This is a genomic window from Zobellella sp. An-6 (genome assembly GCF_052487945.1).
On sequence record NZ_CP199259.1, the window covers coordinates 3,814,837 to 3,837,786 of the forward strand.

Annotated in this window: 23 protein-coding genes; 11 read left to right on the plus strand and 12 right to left on the minus strand. The window is 64.8% G+C overall.

What is annotated here, in order from left to right; all coding sequences use genetic code 11:
* A complete protein-coding gene (hrpB, locus tag ACT7DK_RS17835) occupies nt 1-2,433 on the minus strand; it encodes an ATP-dependent helicase HrpB (protein WP_445401529.1) in 2,433 nt (810 codons plus the stop codon).
* A 64-nt stretch (nt 2,434-2,497) separates the two neighbouring features.
* Here hrpB and thpR point away from each other — a divergent pair, with 64 nt between their 5' ends.
* On the plus strand, nt 2,498-3,016 hold the full coding sequence (thpR, locus tag ACT7DK_RS17840; protein ID WP_445401531.1) for an RNA 2',3'-cyclic phosphodiesterase: 519 nt from the start codon (nt 2,498-2,500) through the stop codon (nt 3,014-3,016).
* On the opposite strand, the gene sfsA is transcribed toward thpR, so the two are convergent.
* The gene (sfsA, locus tag ACT7DK_RS17845) at nt 3,006-3,710 is read right to left on the minus strand and encodes a DNA/RNA nuclease SfsA (protein WP_445401533.1); all 705 of its coding nucleotides are present in this window, start codon (nt 3,708-3,710) and stop codon (nt 3,006-3,008) included. The two genes, thpR and sfsA, sit on opposite strands and share 11 nt — an antisense overlap.
* 293 nt (nt 3,711-4,003) lie before the next feature.
* Between sfsA and dksA the strand changes: the two genes are divergently transcribed.
* The 7 genes from dksA (at nt 4,004) to panD (ending at nt 9,547) form a co-directional block, all read left to right on the plus strand.
* Entirely contained in the window at nt 4,004-4,456 is a 453-nt protein-coding gene (dksA, locus tag ACT7DK_RS17850; RefSeq protein WP_094039516.1) for an RNA polymerase-binding protein DksA, read from the plus strand.
* Nucleotides 4,457-4,472: 16 nt separating this feature from the next.
* Nucleotides 4,473-5,396 carry a tRNA glutamyl-Q(34) synthetase GluQRS gene (gene gluQRS, locus ACT7DK_RS17855; protein ID WP_445401535.1) on the plus strand — a complete coding sequence of 308 codons (924 nt, stop codon included), beginning with the start codon at nt 4,473-4,475 and terminating at the stop codon, nt 5,394-5,396.
* Between the two features lie 72 nt (nt 5,397-5,468).
* Nucleotides 5,469-6,830 (plus strand): polynucleotide adenylyltransferase PcnB, encoded by a 1,362-nt coding sequence (pcnB, locus tag ACT7DK_RS17860; protein WP_445402402.1) that lies wholly within the window; start codon nt 5,469-5,471, stop codon nt 6,828-6,830.
* Complete coding sequence (gene folK / locus ACT7DK_RS17865) at nt 6,827-7,315, plus strand: 2-amino-4-hydroxy-6-hydroxymethyldihydropteridine diphosphokinase (RefSeq protein WP_445401537.1); 489 nt, start codon at nt 6,827-6,829, stop codon at nt 7,313-7,315. Before pcnB ends, folK begins: the two co-directional genes overlap by 4 nt.
* A 12-nt stretch (nt 7,316-7,327) precedes the next feature.
* A complete protein-coding gene (gene panB, locus ACT7DK_RS17870; RefSeq protein ID WP_445401539.1) occupies nt 7,328-8,122 on the plus strand; it encodes a 3-methyl-2-oxobutanoate hydroxymethyltransferase in 795 nt (264 codons plus the stop codon).
* Between the two features lie 9 nt (nt 8,123-8,131).
* Nucleotides 8,132-8,977 (plus strand): pantoate--beta-alanine ligase, encoded by an 846-nt coding sequence (gene panC, locus ACT7DK_RS17875; RefSeq protein ID WP_445401541.1) that lies wholly within the window; start codon nt 8,132-8,134, stop codon nt 8,975-8,977.
* Nucleotides 8,978-9,160: 183 nt separating this feature from the next.
* Nucleotides 9,161-9,547, plus strand: coding sequence for an aspartate 1-decarboxylase (gene panD / locus ACT7DK_RS17880; RefSeq protein WP_445401543.1), 387 nt, complete (start codon nt 9,161-9,163; stop codon nt 9,545-9,547).
* A 400-nt stretch (nt 9,548-9,947) separates the two neighbouring features.
* Here panD and ACT7DK_RS17885 read toward each other — a convergent pair whose 3' ends face one another.
* The 5 genes from ACT7DK_RS17885 to mpl all read right to left on the minus strand — a co-directional run bounded on the left by ACT7DK_RS17885 (nt 9,948) and on the right by mpl (nt 14,320).
* Nucleotides 9,948-10,721: an ABC transporter permease gene (locus ACT7DK_RS17885; RefSeq protein ID WP_445401545.1), complete on the minus strand. Its 774-nt coding sequence runs from the start codon at nt 10,719-10,721 to the stop codon at nt 9,948-9,950.
* On the minus strand, nt 10,718-11,638 hold the full coding sequence (locus ACT7DK_RS17890) for an ABC transporter ATP-binding protein (protein WP_445401547.1): 921 nt from the start codon (nt 11,636-11,638) through the stop codon (nt 10,718-10,720). Before ACT7DK_RS17890 ends, ACT7DK_RS17885 begins: the two co-directional genes overlap by 4 nt.
* Before the next feature lie 86 nt (nt 11,639-11,724).
* The gene (hpt, locus tag ACT7DK_RS17895) at nt 11,725-12,255 is read right to left on the minus strand and encodes a hypoxanthine phosphoribosyltransferase (protein ID WP_445401549.1); all 531 of its coding nucleotides are present in this window, start codon (nt 12,253-12,255) and stop codon (nt 11,725-11,727) included.
* 81 nt (nt 12,256-12,336) lie between these two features.
* Complete coding sequence (locus ACT7DK_RS17900) at nt 12,337-12,969, minus strand: flavin prenyltransferase UbiX (RefSeq protein ID WP_445401551.1); 633 nt, start codon at nt 12,967-12,969, stop codon at nt 12,337-12,339.
* Complete coding sequence (mpl, locus tag ACT7DK_RS17905; RefSeq protein ID WP_445401553.1) at nt 12,962-14,320, minus strand: UDP-N-acetylmuramate:L-alanyl-gamma-D-glutamyl-meso-diaminopimelate ligase; 1,359 nt, start codon at nt 14,318-14,320, stop codon at nt 12,962-12,964. Before mpl ends, ACT7DK_RS17900 begins: the two co-directional genes overlap by 8 nt.
* Nucleotides 14,321-14,515: 195 nt before the next feature.
* Between mpl and ppa the strand changes: the two genes are divergently transcribed.
* The 3 genes from ppa (at nt 14,516) to ACT7DK_RS17920 (ending at nt 16,727) form a co-directional block, all read left to right on the plus strand.
* Nucleotides 14,516-15,046, plus strand: a complete 531-nt coding sequence (ppa, locus tag ACT7DK_RS17910) for an inorganic diphosphatase (protein ID WP_094039527.1) — start codon at nt 14,516-14,518, stop codon at nt 15,044-15,046.
* 128 nt (nt 15,047-15,174) lie between these two features.
* Nucleotides 15,175-15,720 (plus strand): YtfJ family protein, encoded by a 546-nt coding sequence (locus ACT7DK_RS17915; protein WP_445401556.1) that lies wholly within the window; start codon nt 15,175-15,177, stop codon nt 15,718-15,720.
* Between the two features lie 200 nt (nt 15,721-15,920).
* Complete coding sequence (locus ACT7DK_RS17920; RefSeq protein ID WP_445401558.1) at nt 15,921-16,727, plus strand: TIGR03899 family protein; 807 nt, start codon at nt 15,921-15,923, stop codon at nt 16,725-16,727.
* On the opposite strand, the gene cysG is transcribed toward ACT7DK_RS17920, so the two are convergent.
* The 5 genes from cysG to ACT7DK_RS17945 all read right to left on the minus strand — a co-directional run bounded on the left by cysG (nt 16,724) and on the right by ACT7DK_RS17945 (nt 22,896).
* The gene (gene cysG / locus ACT7DK_RS17925) at nt 16,724-18,124 is read right to left on the minus strand and encodes a siroheme synthase CysG (protein WP_445401560.1); all 1,401 of its coding nucleotides are present in this window, start codon (nt 18,122-18,124) and stop codon (nt 16,724-16,726) included. The two genes, ACT7DK_RS17920 and cysG, sit on opposite strands and share 4 nt — an antisense overlap.
* A 91-nt stretch (nt 18,125-18,215) precedes the next feature.
* Nucleotides 18,216-18,617, minus strand: a complete 402-nt coding sequence (locus tag ACT7DK_RS17930; RefSeq protein ID WP_445401562.1) for a CBS domain-containing protein — start codon at nt 18,615-18,617, stop codon at nt 18,216-18,218.
* A 26-nt stretch (nt 18,618-18,643) separates the two neighbouring features.
* Complete coding sequence (locus ACT7DK_RS17935) at nt 18,644-19,411, minus strand: phosphoadenylyl-sulfate reductase (RefSeq protein ID WP_445401564.1); 768 nt, start codon at nt 19,409-19,411, stop codon at nt 18,644-18,646.
* Complete coding sequence (gene cysI, locus ACT7DK_RS17940; RefSeq protein WP_445401566.1) at nt 19,401-21,104, minus strand: assimilatory sulfite reductase (NADPH) hemoprotein subunit; 1,704 nt, start codon at nt 21,102-21,104, stop codon at nt 19,401-19,403. The genes ACT7DK_RS17935 and cysI overlap by 11 nt, the downstream gene beginning before the upstream one ends.
* Nucleotides 21,094-22,896, minus strand: a complete 1,803-nt coding sequence (locus ACT7DK_RS17945; RefSeq protein WP_445401568.1) for an assimilatory sulfite reductase (NADPH) flavoprotein subunit — start codon at nt 22,894-22,896, stop codon at nt 21,094-21,096. Before ACT7DK_RS17945 ends, cysI begins: the two co-directional genes overlap by 11 nt.
* Nucleotides 22,897-22,950: the final 54 nt, after the last annotated feature.

The following is a 22,950-nucleotide window of genomic DNA, read 5'->3' on the forward strand; positions in this document are numbered from 1 at the left end:
TCAGTCTTTCATCTGCCTCTTGGTGTGCCGGGTCGGCGCCGTATTGGCGGGATCCTCGGGCCACACATGTTTGGGGTAACGCCCCTTCATCTCTTTTTTCACATCCTGGTAGGACCCGGCCCAGAAGGCGGCCAGATCCCGGGTAACCTGCAGCGGACGCCGCGCCGGCGACAGCAGTTCCAGCACCAGCGGCACCCGTCCGTGCGCCAGTTCGGGCGTGCCCGACTGGCCGAACATCTCCTGCAGCCGCACCGGCAGCACCGGATCCTCGTCCACCCGGTAACGGATGGCGGCCCGGGTACCGGTGGCCAGCTCGAGGTAGCCGGGTAGCAGGGTATCCAGCAATTGCTGCCGTGACCAGTCCAGCCGGCTCTTAAATATGCCGAGCCAGTTCAGCCGGCCCAGCTCTTCCCAACGACTGAGCCCCGCCAGATAAGGCAGCAGCCAGTGTTCGGCCTCCGCCAGCCACTGCGCCTCGTCACAGGGAGCGAAGCCGCAATCGGCCAGCTTCTGTCCGGCCAGTTTCAATCTGAGCCAGTACTGGCGAGCCTCCTCGTCCAGGGGCAGCGCCGCCCAGCCCCGGCGCACCAGCTCTTCCAGCAGGCAGCGGGCGCGCAGCTCGGGGCTGACCTCGCCGAGGGGGCTGCGCTGCAGCACCAGCTTGCCGAAGCACCACTGGCGCTCGGCCCGCACCCGGTTGGCCGCGGCATCCCACTGCAGTTGCTCACGCTCCTCGAAGCGCGCCGGCAGGTAACGGTGCAACCGCTCTTCCGTCACCGGCTCGGCGCCCTGGATAAAGACGCCTCGCTCACCGCGGCCCAGGGCCGCCACCGCCAGCATGGGTTTGCCGAACAGGGGGCTGCCCTGGGGCAGATCGGCACTCAAGCCGCCGGCCAGGCCGTAACGGCCCTGCTGGCGCAACAGCCCCACCCATTCCGGCCGGGCGTTGGCCAGCAGCAGCCCCAGGTAATGGCCGCCCGGTGCGGTCGGCGGCTGTTCCAGCCGGCGGAACCAGCGCTCTGCCACCGGCTTCAGCCGGCCCTGCCGGGCCAGCAGCTGCCCCGACAGGGGAGCCTCCTCCAGCCGCCCTTCCTCCAGCAGGGCCACCAGGTAGACGGCATCGGCCAAGGCGCCCTCCCGCCCCTGCCCCTGCCAGTCGAGGGCGGTGAGCAGCAGCTGGCCCAGCCAGGGCTCGGTTCCCAGTTGCCAGACCCGCCGCCCGAGCGGACTCAGCTGGTTGCCGTGTAGCAACCCCAGCGCCGCCAGCTGGCGCCGGGCCGCTGCCAGCAGCGGGGCCGGCGGCGGGGTCAGCAGGGGCAGGCCTTCGGGCTCGGCGCCCCAGGCGGCACACTCCAGCACGAAGGCGGCCAGGCAGCTCTGCTCGATTTCCGCCGGCCGACGGGGCGCCAGCCGCTCCTGCTGCTCCCGGGCCCAGAGCCGCAGGCAGACGCCGGGGCCCAGTCGCCCGGCCCGGCCCGCCCGCTGGGTGGCGGAGGCCTGACCTATCTGCCGGCTCAGCAGACGGGTGATGCCGGCCTCGGGGTCGAACTGGGCCTGCCGCTCCAGGCCAGAGTCGACCACGATGCCGATGCCGTCGATGGTGAGGGAGGTTTCCGCCACATTGGTCGCCAGCACCACCTTGCGCCGGCCCGCCGCCGCCGGTGCTATCGCCGCCTGCTGCTCGGCCAGGGTCAGGCGGCCATAGAGGGGCCTGAGCTCGACGCCGTCGGGCACCTTACCGGTCAGCCAGTCATGGGTGGCGCGGATCTCCCGCTCACCGGGCAGGAAGGTCAGCACGCCGCCCGGGTGCCGTTCCAGGGCCGCCAGCACGGCCCGGCCCACCGCCTCTTCCAGCCGGCTGTGCTGGTTGCGGGGCTGGTACTCGAACTCGACCGGAAAGCTGCGGCCGGCGCTGCTGACGGTAACGGCATCGGGCAGCAACCGCTCCAGCGCCAATCCCTCAAGGGTGGCGGACATCACCAGTATCTTCAGATCCTCCCGCAGGGCCTGGCACTCCAGGGCGAAGGCCAGGGCCAGATCCGCCTGCAGGCTGCGCTCGTGGAATTCATCGAATACCAACAGGCTCACGCCTTCGAGTTCGGGATCCGCCTGCAGCATCCGGGTCAGTACCCCCTCGGTCACCACCTCCAGCCGGGTGTGCTTGCCGAGCCGGCTTTCGCCACGCATGCGGTAGCCCACCCGTCCGCCCGGGGCCTCCCCCAGCTGCTGTGCCAGGTACTGGGCGATGGTGCGGGCCGCGAGCCGGCGCGGCTCCAACATGATGATGCGCCCCTTGATGTCCGGCTGCTCCAGCAGCCAGAGCGGCAGCCGGGTGGATTTGCCGGCGCCGGGAGGGGCTTCCAGAATGATTCGGGAGGCGTCGAGCGCCTGCCGCAACCGCGGCAGGGCCTCGAGAATGGGGAGTGGGTCCACGCTGTTACCTGACTGGCCGAAAACCACTATATTGTGCCAAAAGCCTCCGCAAAGGACCACGACGATGAAGGAGCCCGACAACCGGTTGTTCCTGGCCTTTCCCGCCGACGACCTGGCGCCCGCCCTGGGCCGGTTGCAGGACTGGCTGGCCCTGCCCGGGCGGCGGATACCGTCCCACCAGTTCCACCTGACCCTGCGCTTTCTGGGCCAGACCGATATCGCCCAACAGGGAGCCCTGGAGCGCTGGTTGGGCCGGCGCACACTGCCCGCCTTCACGCTGCGCCTGGACCGTCTGGGCTGCTTCCCCAGGGCCGCCGTGGTGTGGACGGGGCCAAGCCGGATACCCGGGGCGCTGGCGCACTTGGCCGAGGAGGTGGGGCTGTATTGCGCCAGCCTGAAGCTGGGCCCGCCCCACCGGGCCCTGCGCCCCCATGTCACCCTCTTTCGCCACTGCGCGGCCTGCCCGTTGCCGGAGACGGAGCCACTTGTCTACCGACCCCGCTCACTCTGCCTCTACCGCTCTGCTCAGACCGAACAGGGGCCCCGCTACGAGCCGTTGTACAGCTGGCCGCTCAAGGGGTAAAGGGCAGCGCCCGGGCCAGCCGCATCCCCTCTGGGCTGATGTCGGCGCCCCAGGCCAGGCACTCCACCCCGGCCAAAAGCGCCTCGTCGATCAGCCGGCCATAGGCCGGGTCCAGGTGGCGGGCCGGGCCGACCCGGTCGATGCCGGTATGCAGCACGCAGAACAGCATCACCGCCCGCCGTCCGTCGCGCACGCACTGGATCAGTTCCCGCACATGCTTCTGCGCCCTCAGGCTGACGGTGTCGGGGAAATAGCCCCGGCCGTCCTGCTCCAGCAGGGTCAGGCTCTTCACCTCCACATAGCAGTCGGGCCGGCCGCCGCCGCTCAACAGGAAGTCGATGCGACTGCCCTCGTCGCCGTAGCGGACTTCCGCCTGTACCCGGCCATAGCCGGCCAGCTCGGGGATGAGCCCCTCGGTCAGGGCTTCCGCCGCCAGCTGGTTGGCCCGCGCCGTGTTGACACAGATAAACTCGCCCCGCTGGTTCTCGCTCAGTTCCCAGGTGTGAGCGTACTTGCGCTTGGGATTGGCAGAGGTGGAAAAATACACCGTAAAGGAGGGCTCGGCACAGCCGGTCATGCGGCCGGTATTGGGGCAGTGCAGAGTCAGGGTCTGGCCCTGGTGGATGACATCCGCCAGAAAGCGCTTATAACGCCTTATCAAACGGCCCCGGCATAAAGAAGAGGAAAACTGCACGATAAAACCTATAGTTCATAAATGGAGTGAAATGGTACCTGCGGCATGGGTGCCTTCTCCACCCTTGAAAGTGCCATGCCTCACCCCCATTAAGGAGGGCTTACCAAAGCGTCGCTACCCTCTTTCGTTATCTTGTCGAAAGAAGTGAGAGAGAAAAAGGTGGCCACGATCGTATTCAGGAAGCAGTATCCGCAGAAATCACAACGCAAAATTGCCTTGTCAACGTGCTTTCTGCTATAGATAGCCGCTTCTTGAACTGGGTTGGCGCAATATTGCTTTTTAGGAGATACGGAATGCCAGCAGTCGAAACCAAAAAATCTCTCGGTATTCTGGCCATTGCCGGTGTTGAGCCCTACCAGGCGAAGCCCGACGAAGAATACATGAACGAAGCGCAGAAAACGCACTTTCGCAAGATCCTGGGTGCCTGGCGCAATCAGTTGCGCGAAGAAGTGGATCGCACCGTTGGCCACATGAAGGACGAGGCCGCCAACTTCCCCGATCCGGTGGACAGGGCAGCCCAGGAGGAAGAATTCGCCCTCGAGCTGCGGGCCCGGGATCGGGAGCGCAAGCTGATCAAGAAGATCGAAAAGACCCTGCAGAAGATCGAAGACGACGACTTTGGCTATTGCGAGCACTGCGGCGTGGAAATCGGCATTCGCCGGCTGGAAGCCCGTCCTACCGCCGACCTGTGCATCGATTGCAAGACCCTGGCCGAAATCAAGGAAAAACAGATGGCCGGTTACTGAGCCGGCCCAGCATCCTATGACCTACAGTGCGCCCGACCGCTATATTGGGCGCTTTGCTCCTTCGCCCAGCGGTCCCCTCCATTTCGGTTCCCTGATCGCCGCCCTCGGCAGCTATCTCCAGGCCAAGGCCAACCAGGGTCTGTGGCTGGTGCGCATCGAGGATCTGGATCCGCCCCGGGAAGTCCCCGGTGCCGCCGACGACATATTGCGTACCCTGGACGCCTTCGGCCTGCACTGGGACGGCGAGGTGGTGTACCAGAGCCGGTGCCATGACCGCTACCAGGCGGTGCTGGACGACTGGGCCGGGCGGGGGCTCAGCTACCACTGCCATTGCACCCGCCGGATGATCGCAGAAGCCGGCGGCTTCTACAGTGGCCACTGTCGGGATCTGCGCCTCCCCGCCGCGGGAGCGGCCGTGCGGCTGCGGCTGGAACGACCGATCCACGACTTTGAAGATCGTCTGCAGGGCCGGGTAGCCGTCGCGGGCCCCTTGGCGGAGGAAGACTTTATCATCCGCCGTCGTGACGGCCTCTATGCCTACAACCTGGCGGTGGTGCTCGACGATGCCGAGGCGGGAGTGACCGAGGTGGTGCGCGGCGCCGATCTGCTCGAACCCACGGTGCGCCAGATCGCCCTCTACCGGCTGCTGGGTGCACCCGAGCCCGGTTGGCTGCACCTGCCGCTGGCCACCCGGGGTGGCCACAAGCTGTCCAAGCAGAATCACGCGCCGGCCTTGGACAGACGCCGCCCGGAAATGCCGCTGTGGCAGGCGCTGGCCTTTCTGGGCCAGCTGCCGCCACCGGACCTGGCCGGTGCCGGTGTGGCCGAGTTGCTGGCCTGGGCCAGACAACACTGGCGGCTCGAACGGGTGCCCAAAGGACCCCATATAGAGCTGAAACACGCCTGTAGTTCGCATTTAGAGCGCCCTGCGCTATCATAGTGCGCCGATTTTTTAGCTTAAGGCCTTGCGAGGTGTCCCATTTTTTCCCAGATTGCCGGCTTTTGTAAAAAGCTGCTTACCCGACAACAGGAGGCGTTGCCGTTGCAACCCGTGGTGCTAGAGCGCGACCAGCATGGCATTTCGCGCCGACAAATCAGTGAGAACGCCCTCAAAGTGCTGTATCGCCTGAACAAGGCCGGCTACGACGCCTACCTGGTCGGCGGCGGTGTGCGTGACTTGCTGCTGGGCCGCCAGCCCAAAGACTTCGATGTCGCCACCAACGCCACTCCCGAACAGGTCAAGCAGCTTTTCAGCAACTGCCGCCTGGTGGGGCGCCGTTTCCGCCTGGCCCACGTCTTGTTCGGTCGCGACGTGGTCGAGGTGGCCACCTTCCGTGGTCACCATCACCAGGTGAACACCAACAAGCACGTCTCGGCCCAGTCCTCTGAAGGCATGCTGCTGCGCGACAACGTCTACGGTACCATCGAAGAGGACGCCGAGCGGCGCGACTTCACCGTCAACGCCCTGTACTACAACATCGCCGATTTCAGCGTGCTCGGCTTTGCCGGCGGGCTCAAGGATCTGGAGGCCCGCCGGCTGGAACTGATCGGTGATCCCGAGACCCGTTACCGGGAAGACCCGGTACGCATGCTGCGGGCGGTGCGCTTTTCCGCCAAACTGGGCCTGTCCATCAGCCCGCGCACAGAGGCTCCCATTCAGAGCCTGGCGCCGCTGCTGTCCGATATTCCCCCGGCCCGGCTGTTCGAGGAAACCCTCAAGCTGTTCCTCGCCGGCCAGGGCCAGGAAACCTATCGCCAGATGCAGCGCTACGGCCTGTTCGCTCCCCTGTTCCCGGAAACCGCCGAGGTCATGGGCCGGGGCAACAACCGCTACGGCCGCTTTATCGAACTGGCCCTGGCCAACACCGACGAGCGCATCGCCCAGGATCTGCGGGTCACCCCCGCCTTCCTCTACGCCGCCCTGCTGTGGGGACCGGTGGAGACCCGCACCCAGGAATTCGTCAACGACGGCGGTCTCGGCTACCACGACGCCTTTATGCTGGCAGCCGATGACGTCATCGGTCGCCAGGTGAAGACGGTGGCCGTGCCCCGCCGCTTCAGCACGGTGGTGCGCGATATCTGGCAACTGCAGGACCGACTGACCAAACGCGCCGGCAAGCGGCCCCACCGGCTGCTGGAGCATCCCAAGTTCCGCGCCGGTTACGACTTTCTGCTGTTGCGCGCCGAACTGGATCCGCGGCTCAAGGAACTGGCCGAGTGGTGGACCGACTTCCAGGCCACCAACCCGGTCGACCAGAAACGCTTGAGCCAGACGGCGGCCCATGAGCAGGACGAGGAGCAGGATAGAGCGGCCCCGCGCAAGTCGCCGCGCAAGCGCCCCCGCCGCCGTCCGCGCCGGAGAAAAGAGGCGTGACCAGGGTCTTCGTCGCCCTAGGCGCCAACCTGAATGACCCCGAGGCCCAGCTCCGGGCCGCCCGGCAGGCGCTGGCGGCCCTGGCCGTGCCCGGCAGCCTCCGCCATTCGCCGCTGTACCGGAGCCGCCCCATGGGGCCGGCGGACCAGCCGGCCTATGTCAACGGCGTTTCGAGTTTCGACACTCTGCTCTCCCCCCATGCCCTGCTCGACGCCCTGCAGGCGATAGAGCTGGCCCAGGGACGGGAGCGCAAGGAAGAACGCTGGGGCCCCCGCACCCTGGATCTGGACATCCTGCTCTACGGCGAGCGGCAGATCGAGGACGAGCGGCTGACCATACCCCACTACGGCATGAAACAAAGGGAGTTCGTGCTCTACCCGCTGGCCGACCTGGTGCCGGATCTGGTGCTGCCCTGCGGCACGCCCCTGACCCGGCTGCTGCAGGACTGCCCGCCCAACGGCATGATCCGGTTGCCAGCGCAGTAACAGGAAACCACCATGAGCAAAATCACCACCGCCCGCCTGCTGGCGATGAAACAGGCCGGCCAGAAAATCGCCATGATCACCGCCTACGACGCCACCTTCGCCGCCCTGTTCGAGCAGGCCGGGGTCCATTCCATCCTGATCGGCGACTCCCTCGGCATGGTGCTGCAGGGCGAGGCCAGCACCCTCAAGGTCAGCGTGGACGACGTCGCCTATCACACCCGCTGTGTGGCCAATGGCAGCGAAAAGACGCTTATCGTCGCCGATATGCCGTTCATGAGCTATAGCACCCCGGAACAGGCCTGTGCCAGCGCCGCTACCCTGATGCGGGCCGGCGCCCACATGGTCAAGCTGGAAGGCGGCGACTGGCTGGCGGACACCGTCACCCAACTGACCCGCCAGGGCGTGCCGGTGTGCGGCCATCTGGGGCTCACCCCCCAGTCGGTGCACGTATTCGGCGGCTTCAAGCTGCAGGGCCGCGAGGCCGAGCAGGCGGAGCAGATCAAGCGCCACGCCAAGGCCCTGGAGGCGGCCGGCATGCAGCTGCTGGTGCTGGAATGCGTGCCCAGCCCGCTCGCCGCCGACATCAGCCGGGAGCTCCGCATACCGGTGATCGGCATCGGCGCCGGCCCGGACACCGACGGCCAGGTGCTGGTGATGCAAGACGCCCTGGGGCTGACCTCCGGCTACGTGCCCAAGTTCACCAAGAACTTCCTGGCCGAGAGCGGCAACGTCCGGGCCGCCATCGAAACCTACGTGGCCGAGGTGGCCGAGGGCCGCTTCCCCGGCCCCGAGCACAGCTTCAACTGAGGAAAGAAGATGCAACTGGTCAGCACCATAGATGAACTGAGGACCGTCATCACCGGCTGGCGCCGCAACGGCGAGCACATCGGCTTTGTGCCCACCATGGGCAACCTGCACCAGGGCCACCTGGAGCTGGTGCAGCAGGCCCGGGCCCGTGCCGACAAGGTGGTGGTGAGCATTTTCGTCAATCCGCTGCAGTTCGACCGGGCCGCCGATCTGGCCGCCTACCCGCGCACCCTGGAGCAGGACTGCGACCGTCTCGGCGACCAGGCGGATCTGGTGTTCACCCCCAGCCCCGAGCTGATGTACCCGGCCGGTCAGCAGCAGCAAACCAGGGTCAGCGTGCCCGGCATCGCCGAGGTGCTGGAAGGCGCCCTGCGCCCTGGCCACTTCGACGGGGTCAGCACAGTAGTGTGCAAGCTGTTCAACCTGGTGCAGCCGGATCTGGCCTGCTTCGGCGAAAAGGACTACCAGCAGCTGGCGCTGATCCGTAAAATGACCGTCGATCTGAACCTGCCGGTGGAGATCATCGGCGTGCCCACGGTGCGCGCCGAGGACGGCCTGGCACTCAGCTCCCGCAACGGTTACCTGACCGCGGCGGAGCGGGCCCTGGCCCCGATGCTTGCCGCCACCATGAACCGGCTGGCCGAGCGCCTGGCCGCGGGCGAGCGGGATCTCGAGCGGCTGGCGAAGGAAGGCGCCGCCCGGCTGGACGGCGCCGGCTTTTGCACCGACGGCATCGATATTGTCGATGCCGATACCCTGGCGCCGCTCGGCGAGCAAAGCCGGGCAGCGGTGATTTTAATGGCCGCCTTTCTGGGCAAGGCCAGACTGATAGATAACCAGGTAGTGCCCCTGTAGTGACACTCAGGTCTTGCTGGGAGGGGGAGTCAGGCTCTAAGCCGACCGTTGGCGCCAGGGATGGCGCCGTCGAGCCCCCAGGGATGGGTTCACGGCGAGTCGGCGTGAGCCTGGCTCCCCCCTCCGGGCACTGTCGCAAAACCATAAGCCCTCAGGGCGGTAATTGACGGAGACAAGCTAAACATGGATATGCAACGCATCATGCTCAGGGGCAAGCTGCACCAGGCCCGGGTCACCCACGCCGAGCTCAACTACGAAGGCTCCTGCGCCATCGATCAGGATCTGCTGGACGCGGTCAATATCCGCGAGTACGAGCAGATCGACATCTACAACATCGAGAACGGCGAGCGCTTCCACACCTACGCCATTTCCGGCGAACGCGGCTCGAAGATGATCTCCCTGAACGGCGCCGCCGCCCGCAAGGCCGCGGTGGGCGATCGCATCATCATCTGCGCCTACGCGCCCATGACCGAGCAGCAGATCGCTGGCTACAAGCCCAGCCTGGTGTACCTGGACGCCCAGAACAATATAGTGCGCACCAGCAAGGACATCCCCCTGCAGCTGGCCTGATCGCGGATATTCCCTTTCAGTTCAAGACAAAAGGCAGCCGATTGGCTGCCTTTTTGCTAAAGAGTCGCTGATCAATAACACAGTAGTCAGCCAAAGCGCACTGCTCCGCCGGCACGCCGTGAATACATCCCTGTAGGCTCAGCCGCGCCATCCCTGGCGCGGATGGCCGGCGACGCAGCACCCTTTGTCCTCTCCAAAGCTCAGTGCCTCCTGTTGACGAGACCATCAGACAACAGCGGGGCTTGGAAGAGGCAACAGGGATTGCCTCCACCGACCGTCACATGCCAGGGATGGCATGTGCGAGCGTACAGGGATGTATTCACAGCGTGTCGGTGGAGGTGGCCCTGTTGCCTCTTTTATCAGCTTGTAATATACAGGATCGTAACCAAGCCTTGCTTCCTCAGTGCCGCAGTCCCCGCCCGGTCCGGATCAGGTACCAGGCCGCGCCGTAGAACAGGGCGATAAAACCAAGGATGATGCCGTAGGCCAGGGTCAGGGGCACGTCGCTGATGCCGAGAAAGCCGTAGCGGAAGGCGTTCACCATGTACAGCACCGGGTTGGCCTGGGACAGCCCCTGCCAGAACCCGGGCAGCAGCTCGATGGAGTAGAAAACCCCGCCCAGGTAGGTCAGCGGCGTCAGCACGAAGGTGGGGATGATGCTGATGTCGTCGAAGGTGCGGGCGAAGATGGCGTTGATAAGCCCCGCCAGGGAGAACAGCACCGAGGTCAGGAAGACGATGGCCACTATGCTGAACAGGTGGCTCACCGGCAGGGTCACGAACAGCAGGGACACCAGGCTGACGATCAACCCCACCGCCAGTCCCCGCACCACGCCGCCGCCCACGTAGCCGGCGATGATCACATAGGTCGGCACCGGCGCCACCAGCAGCTCTTCCACGTTGCGCTGGAACTTGGCACTGAAAAACGACGAGGCCACATTGGAATAGGAATTGGTGATCACCGACATCATGATGAGACCGGGCACGATAAAGGCCATGTAGGAATAGCCGCCCATCTCGCCGATGCGGCTGCCGATCAGGCTGCCGAAGATCACGAAATAGAGGGTCATGGTGATGGCCGGCGGCACCAGGGTCTGTACCCAGATACGGGTGAAGCGGACTATCTCCTTGTGCAATATACTGCGAAAGGCGATGTAATACTGCCTGGCGTTCATGCTTTCCTCCCCTGCTCCACCAGTGTCACGAACAATTCCTCCAGTCGGTTGGCCTTGTTGCGCATGCTCAGTACCCGGATGCCCTGCTCGTTGAGCTGGCCGAAGACGCCGTTAAGCCCCTGCTCCTTCTTCACCTCCACCTCCAGGGTGTGATCGTCCAGCAATTGCCAGTTGAAGCCCGACAGGAAGGGCTCCCGGCAGTCGGGGGCCAGATCCAGGATAAAGGTTTCCACGTTGAGCTTGCCGAGCAGCCCCTTCATGGTAGTGTTTTCCACCAGCCGACCCTTGTCGATGATGCCGATATGGCGACACAGCATCTCCGCCTCTTCCAGGTAATGGGTGGTCAGGATGATGGTAATGCCCTGGCCGTTGATCTCCTTGAGAAAATCCCACATGGCCCGGCGGATCTCGATATCCACCCCGGCGGTGGGCTCGTCCAGGATCAGCAGGCGGGGCTGGTGCATCAGGGCGCGAGCGATCATCAGCCGGCGCTTCATGCCACCGGACAGGGTGCGGGCCGGCTGGTCCCGTTTCTCCCACAGATCCAGCTGCTTGAGGTAGCGCTCGGCGCGCACCTTGGCCTCGGCCCGCTCCACCCCATACAGCCCGGCCTGGTTGACCACTATCTGCTGTACCTTCTCGAACTGGTTGAAATTGAACTCCTGGGGCACCAGGCCAATCTGGGACTTGGCCAGTTCCAGCTGGCTGTCGATGTCGTAGCCGAACACCTTCACCTTACCGGCGCTCTTGTTCACCAGGGAGGAGATGATGCCGATGGTGGTGGACTTGCCGGCCCCGTTGGGGCCCAGCAGGGCGTAGAAATCGCCCTGCTCCACGGTCAGATCGATGCCCTTGAGCGCCTCCACGCCACCGGCGTAGGTTTTGCGCAGGCCCTCGATCTCCAGTGCTTTGGTCATTGCTTGGCTCCGGTTCAAAAACATATGCCTGGGCGAAGGCCAGGCATATGCGCAATTCTTGTTATGGGGGGAACCGACTCGCGGGGTTATTCCAGCGGCACCACCTTGCCGATGTAGGGCAGGTTGCGATAGCGCTGGGCGTAGTCGATGCCGTAGCCTACCACGAACTCGTCGGGGATGGTAAAGCCGACCCAGTCCACCGGCACCTGGGCCTCGCGCCGCTCGGGCTTGTCGAGCAGGGTGCAGATGCGCAGCGACGCCGGGTCGCGCAGGGACAGGATCTCCTTCACCTTGCTCAGGGTGTAGCCGGTGTCGATGATGTCCTCGACGATCAGCACGTGCTTGCCGTGGATCTCGTCGTCCAGATCCTTGAGGATGCGCACGTCCCTATTGCTCTCCATGCCGCTGCCGTAGCTGGAGGCGGTCATGAAATCGAGCCGCACCGGCAGCGCTATCTGGCGGCACAGATCGGCCATAAATACGCAGGAGCCGCGCAGCAGCCCGACCATCACCAGCTCGTCGACGCCCGCGAAATGGGCGTTGATCTGTTCGCCCAGGGCCTGGATCCTGGCGTTCACCTCTTCGGTGCTGATCAGGACATCCACTCGGTGTTTCATGTTTTAGCTCCATTCGGGCCCAAAACCCGGCTGTTGGTAAAGCGATATTCTAGCGGAATTCGCGAAAATCTGCATTCCGGGTCAACTTTCTTCGCCGCCATAGCCCCAACGTTGCACCAAATCCTGCTCCAGTCCCAGGTGATCCAGGATCCGCGCCACCATAAAGTCGACCAGATCCGCGATGGATTGGGGCTGGTGGTAGAAACCCGGCGCCGCCGGCATGATGGTGACCCCGAGGCGGGCCAGCCGGAGCAGATTTTCCAGGTGCAGGGCCGAGAAGGGGGTCTCCCGCGGCACCAGGATCAGTTGCCCCTTCTCCTTGATCACCACATCGGCGGCCCGCTCAATCAGGTTGTCCGACGTCCCCGCCGCGATGGACGCCACCGTGCCCATGGAGCAGGGGCAGATCACCATGCGTTTGGGCGCCCCCGAGCCCGAGGCTACCGGCGAGAACCATTCCTCCTTGCCGTAGGCGCGGATCTGGCCAGGCTCGGCGCCAAACCGTTCGCCCAACCAGGCGGCCAGCGCCTCCGGCTTGCCCGGCCACTGCTCCCCCTGCTCGGTGGCCAGCACTACCCGGGCGGCGCCGGACACCAGCAGGTGCACCTGGATGCCGGAGGCCAGCAGCCGCTCCAGCAGCGCCAGGGCGTAGGGCGCGCCGGAGGCGCCGCTCAGGGCCAGGGTGACCTGCCGCTCGCGGGGATACTCAGCCATGGGCCGCCTCCAGCGCCGCCAGCAGCCGGCCGTGGATACCGCCGAAGCCGCCGTTGCTCATCACCAGTATCTGATCCCCGGGGCGGGCATCGGCCACCAGGGCGGCGATCAGCGTGTCCAGTTCCTCGAACAAACGCCCCTGGGGGCAAGCCGCCGCCACCGCCGCCAGATCCCAGCGGATTTCCGCCGGCCGGAACAGGTAGGCGGCGTCGGCCCCTTGCAGGGAGTCGGCCAGTTCCTGTTGATGCACCCCCATCTTCATGGTGTTGGAGCGGGGCTCCAGCACCGCCAGCACCCGCCCCTCGGTGGTGCGGGCCCTGAGCCCGGCCAGGGTGGTCTGGATGGCGGTGGGATGGTGGGCGAAGTCGTCCCATACCCGGATGCCGGCCACTTCCCCCTTCGGCTCCATCCGCCGCTTGGGCGGCATGAAGCGGCACAGGGCGGCGATGCCATCGGCCACCGGTACCCCGGCGTGGCGGGCGGCGGCCAGGGCCATCAGGCCGTTGTGCACATTGTGCAGGCCGATGCAGGGCCAGCTCACCTCGCCCACCGGCCGGCCCTCGAGCAGCACGGTGAAGCGGCTGCCGTCGGCGGCCAGGGGCTCGGCCTGCCAGAGGCCGCCCTCGCCCACGTATTCCAGCTCGCTCCAGCAGCCCATGGCCCTGACCTCTTCCAGCGCCGGAGCCCGGGTCGGCATCAGGATGCGGCCATGGCCGGGCACCATCCGCAACAGATGGTGGAACTGCCGCTGGATCGCCGCCAGATCCGGGAAGATGTCCGCGTGATCGAACTCCAGGTTGTTGAGGATCAGAGTGCTGGGCCGGTAGTGCACGAACTTGGATCTCTTGTCGAAGAAGGCGCTGTCGTACTCGTCCGCTTCGATCACGAAGAAGGGCGCCTCGCCCAGACGGGCGGAGACCTCGAAGTTGCCGGGCACGCCGCCGATCAGAAAGCCCGGTTTCAGGCCGCAATCCTCCAGGATCCAGGCCAGCATGCCGGAGGTGGTGGTCTTGCCGTGGGTACCGGCCACCGCCAGCACCCAGCGGTGTTGCAGCACATGCTCCAGCAGCCATTGGGGACCGGAGGTATAGGGGATGCGCCGGTCGAGCACGGCTTCCACGCAGGGGTTGCCCCGGCTCATGGCGTTGCCGATCACCACCAGGTCGGGAGCCGGCTCCAGCTGGGCCGGATCATAGCCTTCGATCAGCGCTATACCCTGTTGCTCGAGCTGGGTGCTCATGGGCGGATAGACGTTGGCGTCGCTGCCGGTCACCTGGTAGCCGAGTTGGCGGGCCAGCACCGCCAGCCCGCCCATGAAAGTGCCGCAAATACCGAGAATATGAATGTGCATAACCTGCCCCTGGCTGCTGTGAAGGCCGCATTCTAACAATCCGCGGCGGCTTTGGGCACTTGTATGGTGATCCCTGCGACAGCGGTTATAATGTCGCCCCTGACCCGCCCTTACCCCTTGGTATAACAGATACCCAGGAGCAAGGGTGGTAAACTCGAGTCGCAACCCCGTTACTGACCATATAAAGGAAACGTCATGAGCCTGAACCAGGTACCGGCCGGAAAAAGCCTGCCCGAAGATATCTATGTAGTCATCGAGATCCCGCAGAACGCCGATCCCATCAAGTACGAGATCGACAAGGACACCGGCGCCGTGTTCGTGGATCGCTTCATGGCCACCCCCATGTTCTACCCCTGCAACTACGGCTACGTGAACCAGACCCTGTCCCTGGACGGTGACCCGGTGGACGTGCTGGTCCCCACCCCGCATCCGCTGGTGCCCGGTGCGGTGATCCGCTGCCGCCCGGTGGGCGTGCTGAAGATGACCGACGAGTCCGGTGAAGACGCCAAGGTCGTGGCCGTGCCCCACAGCAAGCTGACCAAGGAATACGACCATATCCAGGACGTGAACGACCTGCCCGAGCTGCTCAAGGCCCAGATCAAGCACTTCTTCGAGCGTTACAAGGAGCTGGAAGCGGGCAAGTGGGTCAAAGTGGACGGCTGGGAAGACAAGGCCGCCGCCGAAGCCGAGATCCTGGCCTCCGCCGAGCGTTACAGCAAGGCCTGATAGCCCACGCCACCCGGGTTCAAAAAAAGAGCACTTCGGTGCTCTTTTTTTATGCGTATTTGTTTGACAAAAAATCAACATTCCTTAGGCTAACGAGGTCAGACCTCATACCACAAGGAGAGAAACCGATGAAAGCATGGATACTGCTGGCCTGCCTACCCTTCGTGGCCTCGGCCCACAAGTTGCAATTCGACCAACCGCTGCCGCCGGTCAGCGTCAGTGACCGAGGCGAGCTGGTGCTGGAACAGGAAGAGATCAAACCCCGTACCTGGGGCGTCAGCGAATTGCGGGGCAAGGTGAGAGTGATCCAGCATATCGCCGGGCGCGGCAGCGCCAAGGAGCTCAACGCGCCGCTGATCGAGGCGATCAAGAGCGCCGACCTGCCCCGGGACCGCTACCAGACGGTGACCATCATCAACGTGGACGATGCGGCCTTCGGTACCGCATCCTTCGTGCGCAGCAGTGCCGAAGGCAGCAAGCAGGAGTTTCCCTGGTCCACCATCGTGTTGGACGAGCAGGGGCGGGTCGCCCAACAATGGCAATTGCAGCCGAAGAACTCGGCCATCATAGTGCTGGACCAGGAAGGGCTGGTGCGTTTCGCCAAGGAAGGCTCCCTGACCCCGCAGGAGATCGAGCAGGTGCTCACACTGGTGCGGCAGACGCTGGAGCAATAAAAATAAGGCCCGTTCAGGGCCTTATTTTTTGCGGTTGCTTAGCCTATCATGGTGGCCAGTATCCCGAGGCTCGATATATAGCCAACAAGAAGCAACCAGGTCATCTTGGGCTTACCTTTTTGCATCCGGCGCTCCTTTTAAAATTCGGTGGTGAATTTTAACATGGAGTCAACATAATTCACAATCGAAAGCCGAAGCCGATGGCGCACAAACCTGCCGCACTGGATCACAAAGTCAGAAACAGCAAGACCCTGCTGTTACAACTCGCCGAGCAGCGCGGCCTGGCCGGGCTGCTGCACGGCGACTCGCCCCTGAGCTTCGGCGATCGCTTCGAGATCCGCCGCCAGCTCGACGAAGCCGCCCGCCAGAAGAACCTGGAAACCATAGTCCAGTTGGCTCACAAGAGCAGCTCCGATGACGTGGGCAGCGAGCCGGACCCGGACTGGCTGAGTCACTTCCTGGTCCTGGCGGAAAATATCCGTCATCCGGCCATGCAACAGTTCTGGGCCGGCATCCTGGTCCAGGAGCTCGCCCGCCCCGGCCACTGTTCCATCCAGGCGCTCACTTGCCTCAAGCAGATGACCCAGAAAGACGCCCTGTTGCTGCAAAAAGCCAGTGCCCTGGGCTGCCATTTCGGGGATGAACAATTACGGTTGCTGTTCGGCTACCAGCACAAGACGCTGCTGCAGGGGCTACGCCAGCACAAGCTGAGCCTGGGCCGCTATCGCCTGCCCTACGCCGGCCTGCTGCAGCTGTTCGAGCTGGGCTTGCTGCACCAGGCCGAACTGGAGTCTGGCGAATTGCCGGCCGGCGGCTCGCTTAAGCTGGTGCTCCACGGCCGGCAACTGGTACTGACGCCGGCGAGAAAAGGGGTGCGCCTGCTCTATTATCGTTTTACCAGTGTGGGCAACGAGCTGGCGGCCCTGATGTCGGACAGCACGCCTGGCGACTACCTGCGTGAACTGGGTGACCTGCTGGCCCCCCTGGGACTGCTGGAAGGGGCCTAGCCACAGCGCTCCACGGCCGGGGGAGCATCGGCCGCTGGCGGCCTGAACCAGGCCAGGGAATCGGCCAGGGCCGCCACCTCGCCTATCACCATCAGCGCCGGGCTTTCCACCCGCTCGGCCAGCTCGGCCAGCTCCTGCAGCCGACCTCGGATCACCTTCTGCCGCGCCGTGGTGCCCCGCTCGATCAGCGCCACCGGCGTGGCACCGTCCAGCCCTTGCTGCATCAATTGCTGCCGGATATGCCCCGAGCGCATCAGCCCCATATAGATCACCAGGGTCTGCCGCCCCTTGGCCAGGGCGGCCCAATCCGGCTCCTCGCCATCCTGCTTGCAGTGGCCGGTAATAAAGACGGCGCTCTGGGCGTGGTCCCTGTGGGTCAGGGGAATGCCGGCGTAGGCGGTGGCGCCGGCGGCGGCGGTGATACCGGGCACCACCTGATAGCCAATACCGGCCGCCTTCAGGGTCTGCAACTCCTCGGCACCGCGGCCGAACATAAAGGGATCGCCGCCCTTGAGCCGCACCACCCGCTTGCCGGCCCGGGCCTGCTCCACCAGCAACTGGTTGATCCTTTCCTGGGGCACGCTGTGGTGACCGGCCTTCTTGCCCACCGCAATCCGCTCGGCCTCGGGACGGATCAGTGCCAGTATCTCCTCGGATACCAACTGATCGAACAGCACCACATCGGCCTTCTGCAGTTCGTTCAGCGCCTTGATGGTGAGCAGATCCGGATCGCCCGGCCCCGCTCCTACCAGTATCACCTCGCCCCGGGCCGGCTGCCCCATCTCCCGGCGCAGCCAGGCCTCGGCCCCTTGCTCATCCTGTCGTTGCAACAGGGCGCCAAGGGTCGGGTCGTCCTGCACCCGGGCCCAGAACCGGCGCCGCTCGGCGGGGCTGGCAAAGGCCTGCTGCACCTGCCGGCGCAGCCGGCCCGCCACCCGGGCCAGCCCCCCCCAGTGGCGTGGCAGCAGGGCATCCAGCCGGGCCCGCAGCAGGCGGGCCAGCCAGGGAGCACCACCACCGGTGCTGAAGGCGATCTGCAGAGGAAAGCGTTCGACGATGGAGGGGAAGATGACCGCCGAGCGTTTGCTGTCGTCGGCCTTGTTGACCAGGATGCCGCGCCGGTTGGCGAGCTGGTAGACCCGGGCATTGACCTCGGCGTTGTCGGTGGCCGCCACCACCAGGAAGGCGTCGTCCAGATGCGGTTCGGCAAAGGACTCGGCCCGCCAGTCCAGACGATCACGGAGGCCGGCCAGTTCCTCGCCCAAGGCCGGCGCCACCAGGATCACCCGGGCTCCCCTGGCCAGCAGCAGCCGGGTCTTGCGCGCCGCCACGGCACCGCCGCCGACCACCAGGCAGGGCTTGTGCTTGATACTGATGAAAAGAGGCAGGTGTTCCATGGCCGGTTCCGCTTATCCGTTGAGATAGCCGACTATAGACAGAAATATATATCTCACAAAATAATAAAAAATGATTTTTTATTCTTTATGGTTATTTCATAAGGGTGCGCAGCAGATCTTTCCAGGAGATGATCCCCTGCAGCCGCCCCTCCGCCACCACCGGCAGGCAGCTGATCTGGTGTTCCAGCAACAGGGCGGCGGCGGTGTCCAGCCCGGTCTCGGGCGCTATGGTCACCGGGTGGCGGCTCATCACCTGGTGGGCTCGCCGCTGCAGGGTATCCCTGTCCCGCTCCAGCTCGGCATCGGTGGCCAGGTAGGGGCTGAGGGCACGGTACATATCGGCATGGGTGATCACCCCGCACAAGCGCTCCTCATCATCCACCACCAGCAGGTGGCGGAAGGGCGCCTGCTCGAAGATGGCACGCACCACGCTCAAGCGATCGTCCTGGTGAACGGTGGCAAGCCGCCGGGTCATTATCTGCTGTACCTGCATGGACTCTCCTTAGACGGAGCGGCCGATCAGATACCGCTGCCGTCGGCTTCCTGGGGTTCGTGAAGACCACATTCCCGCTTCATGCCGAAGAAACGGGTGTCCGCCTCGCTCATGCCCGGCTCCCACTTGACGGTGGTGTGCACATCGCCGACCGACACGTAACCCTGCTCCCACAGAGGATGGTAGGGAAGGTCGAATTCCTTCAGGTAATAATGCACGTCTTTGTTGCTCCAGTCGATGATCGGCAGGAACTTGAACAGGCCATTCTGCAGACTCAGCACCTGCATGTTCTGCCGGGTATCGGACTGGCTGCGGCGCAGGCCGGAAAACCAGGTACCGGCCTTGAGCTCGCGCAGCGCCCGCTGCATCGGCTCCACCTTGTTGAGCTGGTTATAGCGGCTGATGCCTTCCACCCCCTGCTCCCACAGCTGGCCGAAGCGGGCCTCCTGCCAGGCGGCGGAGGTCTGGGCCCGGTAGATCCTGAGGTTCAGCTGCAGCCGCTCGGTCAGCTCATCGATGAAGCGGTAGGTCTCGGGGAAGAGGTAGCCGGTGTCGGTGAGGATCACCGGGGTGTCCGGCTTCTCCCGGGTCACCAGGTGCAGCATCACCGCCGCCTGGATGCCGAAGCTGGAGGAGAGCACATGCTCCCCTTCCAGGGTTTCCAGGGCCCAGCGCACCCGCTCGGGTGCGCTCATGGCCGCCAGTTCCTGATTAAGCGGGGCCAGGGCCTCCGCTTGATCGGCACGGGACAGGCTGTTCAGCTCTTCCAGGCTGGGCAACAGGCTATACGGCATAAAAATCCCTCGCGGAGTCCACCACCGGCGCTATGATGCCGGCCCGGATCACAAAGTCACCGAAACCCTCGCCCGCTTCCCGCTCCTTGGCCCAGCGGCCCACCAGGGCGTCGATGTCCTCGAGGATCTGGCGGTCGGTGATGTTTTCCTTGTACATGCGCGGAATGCGGGTCCCTTCCCGGTTGCCGCCCAGGTGCAGGTTGTAACGCCCGGGCGCCTTGCCCACCAGGCCGATCTCGGCCAGCATGGCGCGGCCACAGCCGTTGGGGCAGCCGGTGACCCGGAAGATGATGCTGTCGTCGGTCACCCCGTGTTTGGCCAGCACGCCCTCGATCTCGGTGACGAAGCCGGGCAGAAAACGCTCGGCCTCGGCCATCGCCAGCGGACAGGTGGGCAGGGCCACGCAGGCCATGGAGTTCTTGCGCTGCTCGGACAGGGTGTCGTCGATCAGGCCATGGGCCAGGGCCAGCTTCTCGATCTTGGCCTTGTCCTTCTTGGGCACGCCGGCGATGATCAGGTTCTGGTTGGCGGTCAGGCGGAAGTCGCCCTTGTGTATCTTGGCGATCTCGCGCAGGCCGGTCTTGAGCGGCTTGCCGGGGAAGTCCAGGATACGGCCGTTCTCGATGAACAGGGTCAGGTGCTGCTTGCCGTCGATGCCGTCCACCCAGCCGAAGCGATCGCCGCGGCCGGTGAATTCGTAGGGGCGACTCTCGGCGAACTGGATGCCGGCCCGCTTCTCCACTTCGGCCTTGAACACCTCCACGCCCACCCGCTCCAGGGTGTATTTGGTCTTGGCGTTCTTGCGCTCGACCCGGTTGCCCATGTCACGCTGGGTGGTGACCACGGCCTCCGCCACCGCCAGGGTGTGGGACAGCGGGATAAAGCCGAAGTCGGTGGCCTTGCGCGGATAGGTGGCGGTGTCGCCGTGGGTCATGGCCAGGCCGCCGCCCACCAGCACGTTGAAGCCCACCAGCTTGCCGTTGTCGGCGATGGCCACGAAGTTCAGATCGTTGGCGTGCACGTCCACGTCGTTCTGGGGCGGGATCACTACCGTGGTCTTGAACTTGCGCGGCAGATAGGTGGCGCCCAGGATCGGCTCTTGGTCCGGGGTGTCCAGACGCTCGCCGTCCAGCCAGATCTCCAGGTAGGCCCGGGTCTTGGGCAGCAGGTGCTCGGAGATCTTCTTGGCCCAGTCGTAGGCTTCCTGGTGCAGCTCGGATTCCACCGGGTTGCTGGTGCACAGCACATTGCGGTTGACGTCGCCGGCGGTGGCGATGGAGTCGATGCCGGTGCTGTTCAGGGTCTGGTGCATGTGCTTGATATCGCGCTTGAGCACGCCATGGAACTGGAAGGTCTGGCGGGTGGTCAGGCGGATGCTGCCGTACATGGTGCTTTCTTCCGCGAACCTGTCGATTACCAGCCACTGCTCGGGGGTGATGATGCCGCCGGGCAGGCGGGCGCGCAGCATGACGTTGTGCAGCGGCTCCAGCTTTTGGGCGGTACGCTCGTTGCGGATGTCGCGGTCGTCCTGCTGGTACATGCCGTGGAAGCGGATCAGCATGAAGTTGTCGCCGTTGAAGCCGCCGGTCAGTTCGTCCTGCAGGTCCTGGGTGATGGTGCCGCGCAGAAAATTGCTCTGCCCCTTGAGGCGTTCGTTATCGGACAGTTTTTGTTCGCTCATCTTAGTAAACATCCCTTTGGTAACGCTTGGCGCTGCGCAGCGCATCGACATATTCTTCGGCCTGTTCACGGCTCTTGTTGCCGTGCTCGGCCACCAGCTCGATCAGGGCCTCGTGCACGTCCTTGGCCATCTTGTTGGCGTCGCCGCACACGTAGAAATGGGCGCCCTGCTCCAGCCAGGCATAGACCTCGGCCCCCTGCTGCCTGAGCTTGTGCTGCACATAAACCTTGTCGGCCTGATCCCGGCTGAACGCCAGGGAGATCCGGCTCAGCAGGCCGGACTTGACGTAACGCTGCCACTCGAGCTGGTAGAGGAAATCCTGGGTGAAGTGGGGGTTGCCGAAGAACAGCCAGTTCTTGCCCTCGGCATCCCGCGCTTCCCGCTCCTGCATAAAGGCGCGGAAGGGGGCGATGCCGGTGCCCGGCCCCACCATGATCACCGGGGTGCTGTCGTCGGCAGGCAGGCGGAAGTTGTCGTTGTGCTCCACGAACACCCGCACCTGGCCGCCCTCGGCCAGCCGGTCGGCCAGGAAGGAGGAGGCGCCGCCGGCGCGGGGCTCGCCCTTGTTGTCATAGCGCACCACGCCCACGGTCAGGTGCACTTCTTCTTCCACCTCGGCCTGGGAGGAGGCGATGGAGTAAAGTCGCGGCGTCAGCCGGCGCAGGGCGCCCTGCAGTTGCTCTGCGGTGAGCTTGGTCTTCTTCTCCCGCACGATGTCCAAGATCTGATGGCCGGCGCAGTACTCGCGCAGGGCGGCCTTGTCCTGTGCCAGCTTCTGCAGCTTCTTGGCACCGGACAGCTCGGCATAGGCCTGCACAAAGCCGGCATAGCCCTGGGTCAGCTCGTAGTGCTGGATCAGCGCCTCGCGGATGGAGAGCAGCTCGTCGTCCACCTTGACCTTGGCGTCGGCGGCCACGCCCACCTGGGCCAGCAGGGCATCCACCAGGGCTTCGTCGTTGGCGAACCAGACCCCCAGGGCATCGCCGGGCTGATAACTCAGGCCGGAGCCTTCCAGGGAGATCTCGATATGGCGGATATCCTTGTCGGAATCGCGGCCGGTGATCTTCTGGTTGGTGACCAGCTCGGCGGCGAAGGGATGCTTCTTGCTGTAGAGGCTGGCGGTACCATGGGTCAGGCTGACCACCGGCGCGGCGTGATTGGCGGCCTCCACCTGCAGGGCGTCCTTCAGCAGACCCAGGGCCGACTGGCTCCAGCCCTCGGCGGCGCCTTCATAGTCCACGTCGCAGTCGATGCGCTCCAGCAGGCGGGTGGCACCGGCCTTGGCCAGGTAGTCGTCGAAGTCCTTGCCGGTCTGGCAGAAGAATTCGTAGGAGGAGTCGCCCAGGGCCAGAACACCGTAGTGCAGGCCTTCGAGCTTGCCCACCTTGCCGCCCTTGAGTTGCTTGTGAAACTCGATGGCGTCATCGGGCGGCTCGCCCTCGCCGTTGGTGCTGGTGACGATCAGCACATGGGTCTCTTTCTTGAGCTGCTTGACCTTGTAGTCGGCCACGTTGAACAGCTCCGCCGCAACCCCGGCGGCGTCGGCCTGGGCCTTGAGCGCCTCGGCCACGCCTTTGGCATTGCCGGTCTGGGACGCATAGAGGATGGTCACCTTGCCGGCCGGCTGGGCCGCCGCCGCGGGGGCCGCCACCGGCAGGCCCTGGGCCTGCTGGCTGATACCGTAAAAATAACCGCTGACCCAGGCCAGCTGGGTGGCACTCAGCTCGGCAGCCACCTGAGTGAGCTTATGGACTTGTTGTTCATTGAGCGGGCTGGCTGCCGCCGCGAGTTCCTTTAAAAGCATGACATTGTCTTCCACTTTTCCAGATAAGGGATAGCTTATGCCAGGTCAACGAAC

Bases quoted from the DNA above. Each gene is read 5' to 3' on its own strand.
- thpR (WP_445401531.1), top strand. From the start codon at position 2,498: ATGAAGGAGCCCGACAACCGGTTGTTCCTGGCCTTTCCCGCCGACGAC.
- dksA (WP_094039516.1), top strand. From the start codon at position 4,004: ATGCCAGCAGTCGAAACCAAAAAATCTCTCGGTATTCTGGCCATTGCC.
- gluQRS (WP_445401535.1), top strand. From the start codon at position 4,473: ATGACCTACAGTGCGCCCGACCGCTATATTGGGCGCTTTGCTCCTTCG.
- panB (WP_445401539.1), top strand. From the start codon at position 7,328: ATGAGCAAAATCACCACCGCCCGCCTGCTGGCGATGAAACAGGCCGGC.
- panC (WP_445401541.1), top strand. From the start codon at position 8,132: ATGCAACTGGTCAGCACCATAGATGAACTGAGGACCGTCATCACCGGC.
- panD (WP_445401543.1), top strand. From the start codon at position 9,161: ATGGATATGCAACGCATCATGCTCAGGGGCAAGCTGCACCAGGCCCGG.
- ACT7DK_RS17885 (WP_445401545.1), bottom strand. From the start codon at position 10,721: ATGAACGCCAGGCAGTATTACATCGCCTTTCGCAGTATATTGCACAAG.
- ACT7DK_RS17890 (WP_445401547.1), bottom strand. From the start codon at position 11,638: ATGACCAAAGCACTGGAGATCGAGGGCCTGCGCAAAACCTACGCCGGT.
- hpt (WP_445401549.1), bottom strand. From the start codon at position 12,255: ATGAAACACCGAGTGGATGTCCTGATCAGCACCGAAGAGGTGAACGCC.
- ACT7DK_RS17900 (WP_445401551.1), bottom strand. From the start codon at position 12,969: ATGGCTGAGTATCCCCGCGAGCGGCAGGTCACCCTGGCCCTGAGCGGC.
- mpl (WP_445401553.1), bottom strand. From the start codon at position 14,320: ATGCACATTCATATTCTCGGTATTTGCGGCACTTTCATGGGCGGGCTG.
- ppa (WP_094039527.1), top strand. From the start codon at position 14,516: ATGAGCCTGAACCAGGTACCGGCCGGAAAAAGCCTGCCCGAAGATATC.
- ACT7DK_RS17915 (WP_445401556.1), top strand. From the start codon at position 15,175: ATGAAAGCATGGATACTGCTGGCCTGCCTACCCTTCGTGGCCTCGGCC.
- ACT7DK_RS17920 (WP_445401558.1), top strand. From the start codon at position 15,921: ATGGCGCACAAACCTGCCGCACTGGATCACAAAGTCAGAAACAGCAAG.
- cysG (WP_445401560.1), bottom strand. From the start codon at position 18,124: ATGGAACACCTGCCTCTTTTCATCAGTATCAAGCACAAGCCCTGCCTG.
- ACT7DK_RS17930 (WP_445401562.1), bottom strand. From the start codon at position 18,617: ATGCAGGTACAGCAGATAATGACCCGGCGGCTTGCCACCGTTCACCAG.
- ACT7DK_RS17935 (WP_445401564.1), bottom strand. From the start codon at position 19,411: ATGCCGTATAGCCTGTTGCCCAGCCTGGAAGAGCTGAACAGCCTGTCC.
- cysI (WP_445401566.1), bottom strand. From the start codon at position 21,104: ATGTTTACTAAGATGAGCGAACAAAAACTGTCCGATAACGAACGCCTC.
- ACT7DK_RS17945 (WP_445401568.1), bottom strand. From the start codon at position 22,896: ATGCTTTTAAAGGAACTCGCGGCGGCAGCCAGCCCGCTCAATGAACAA.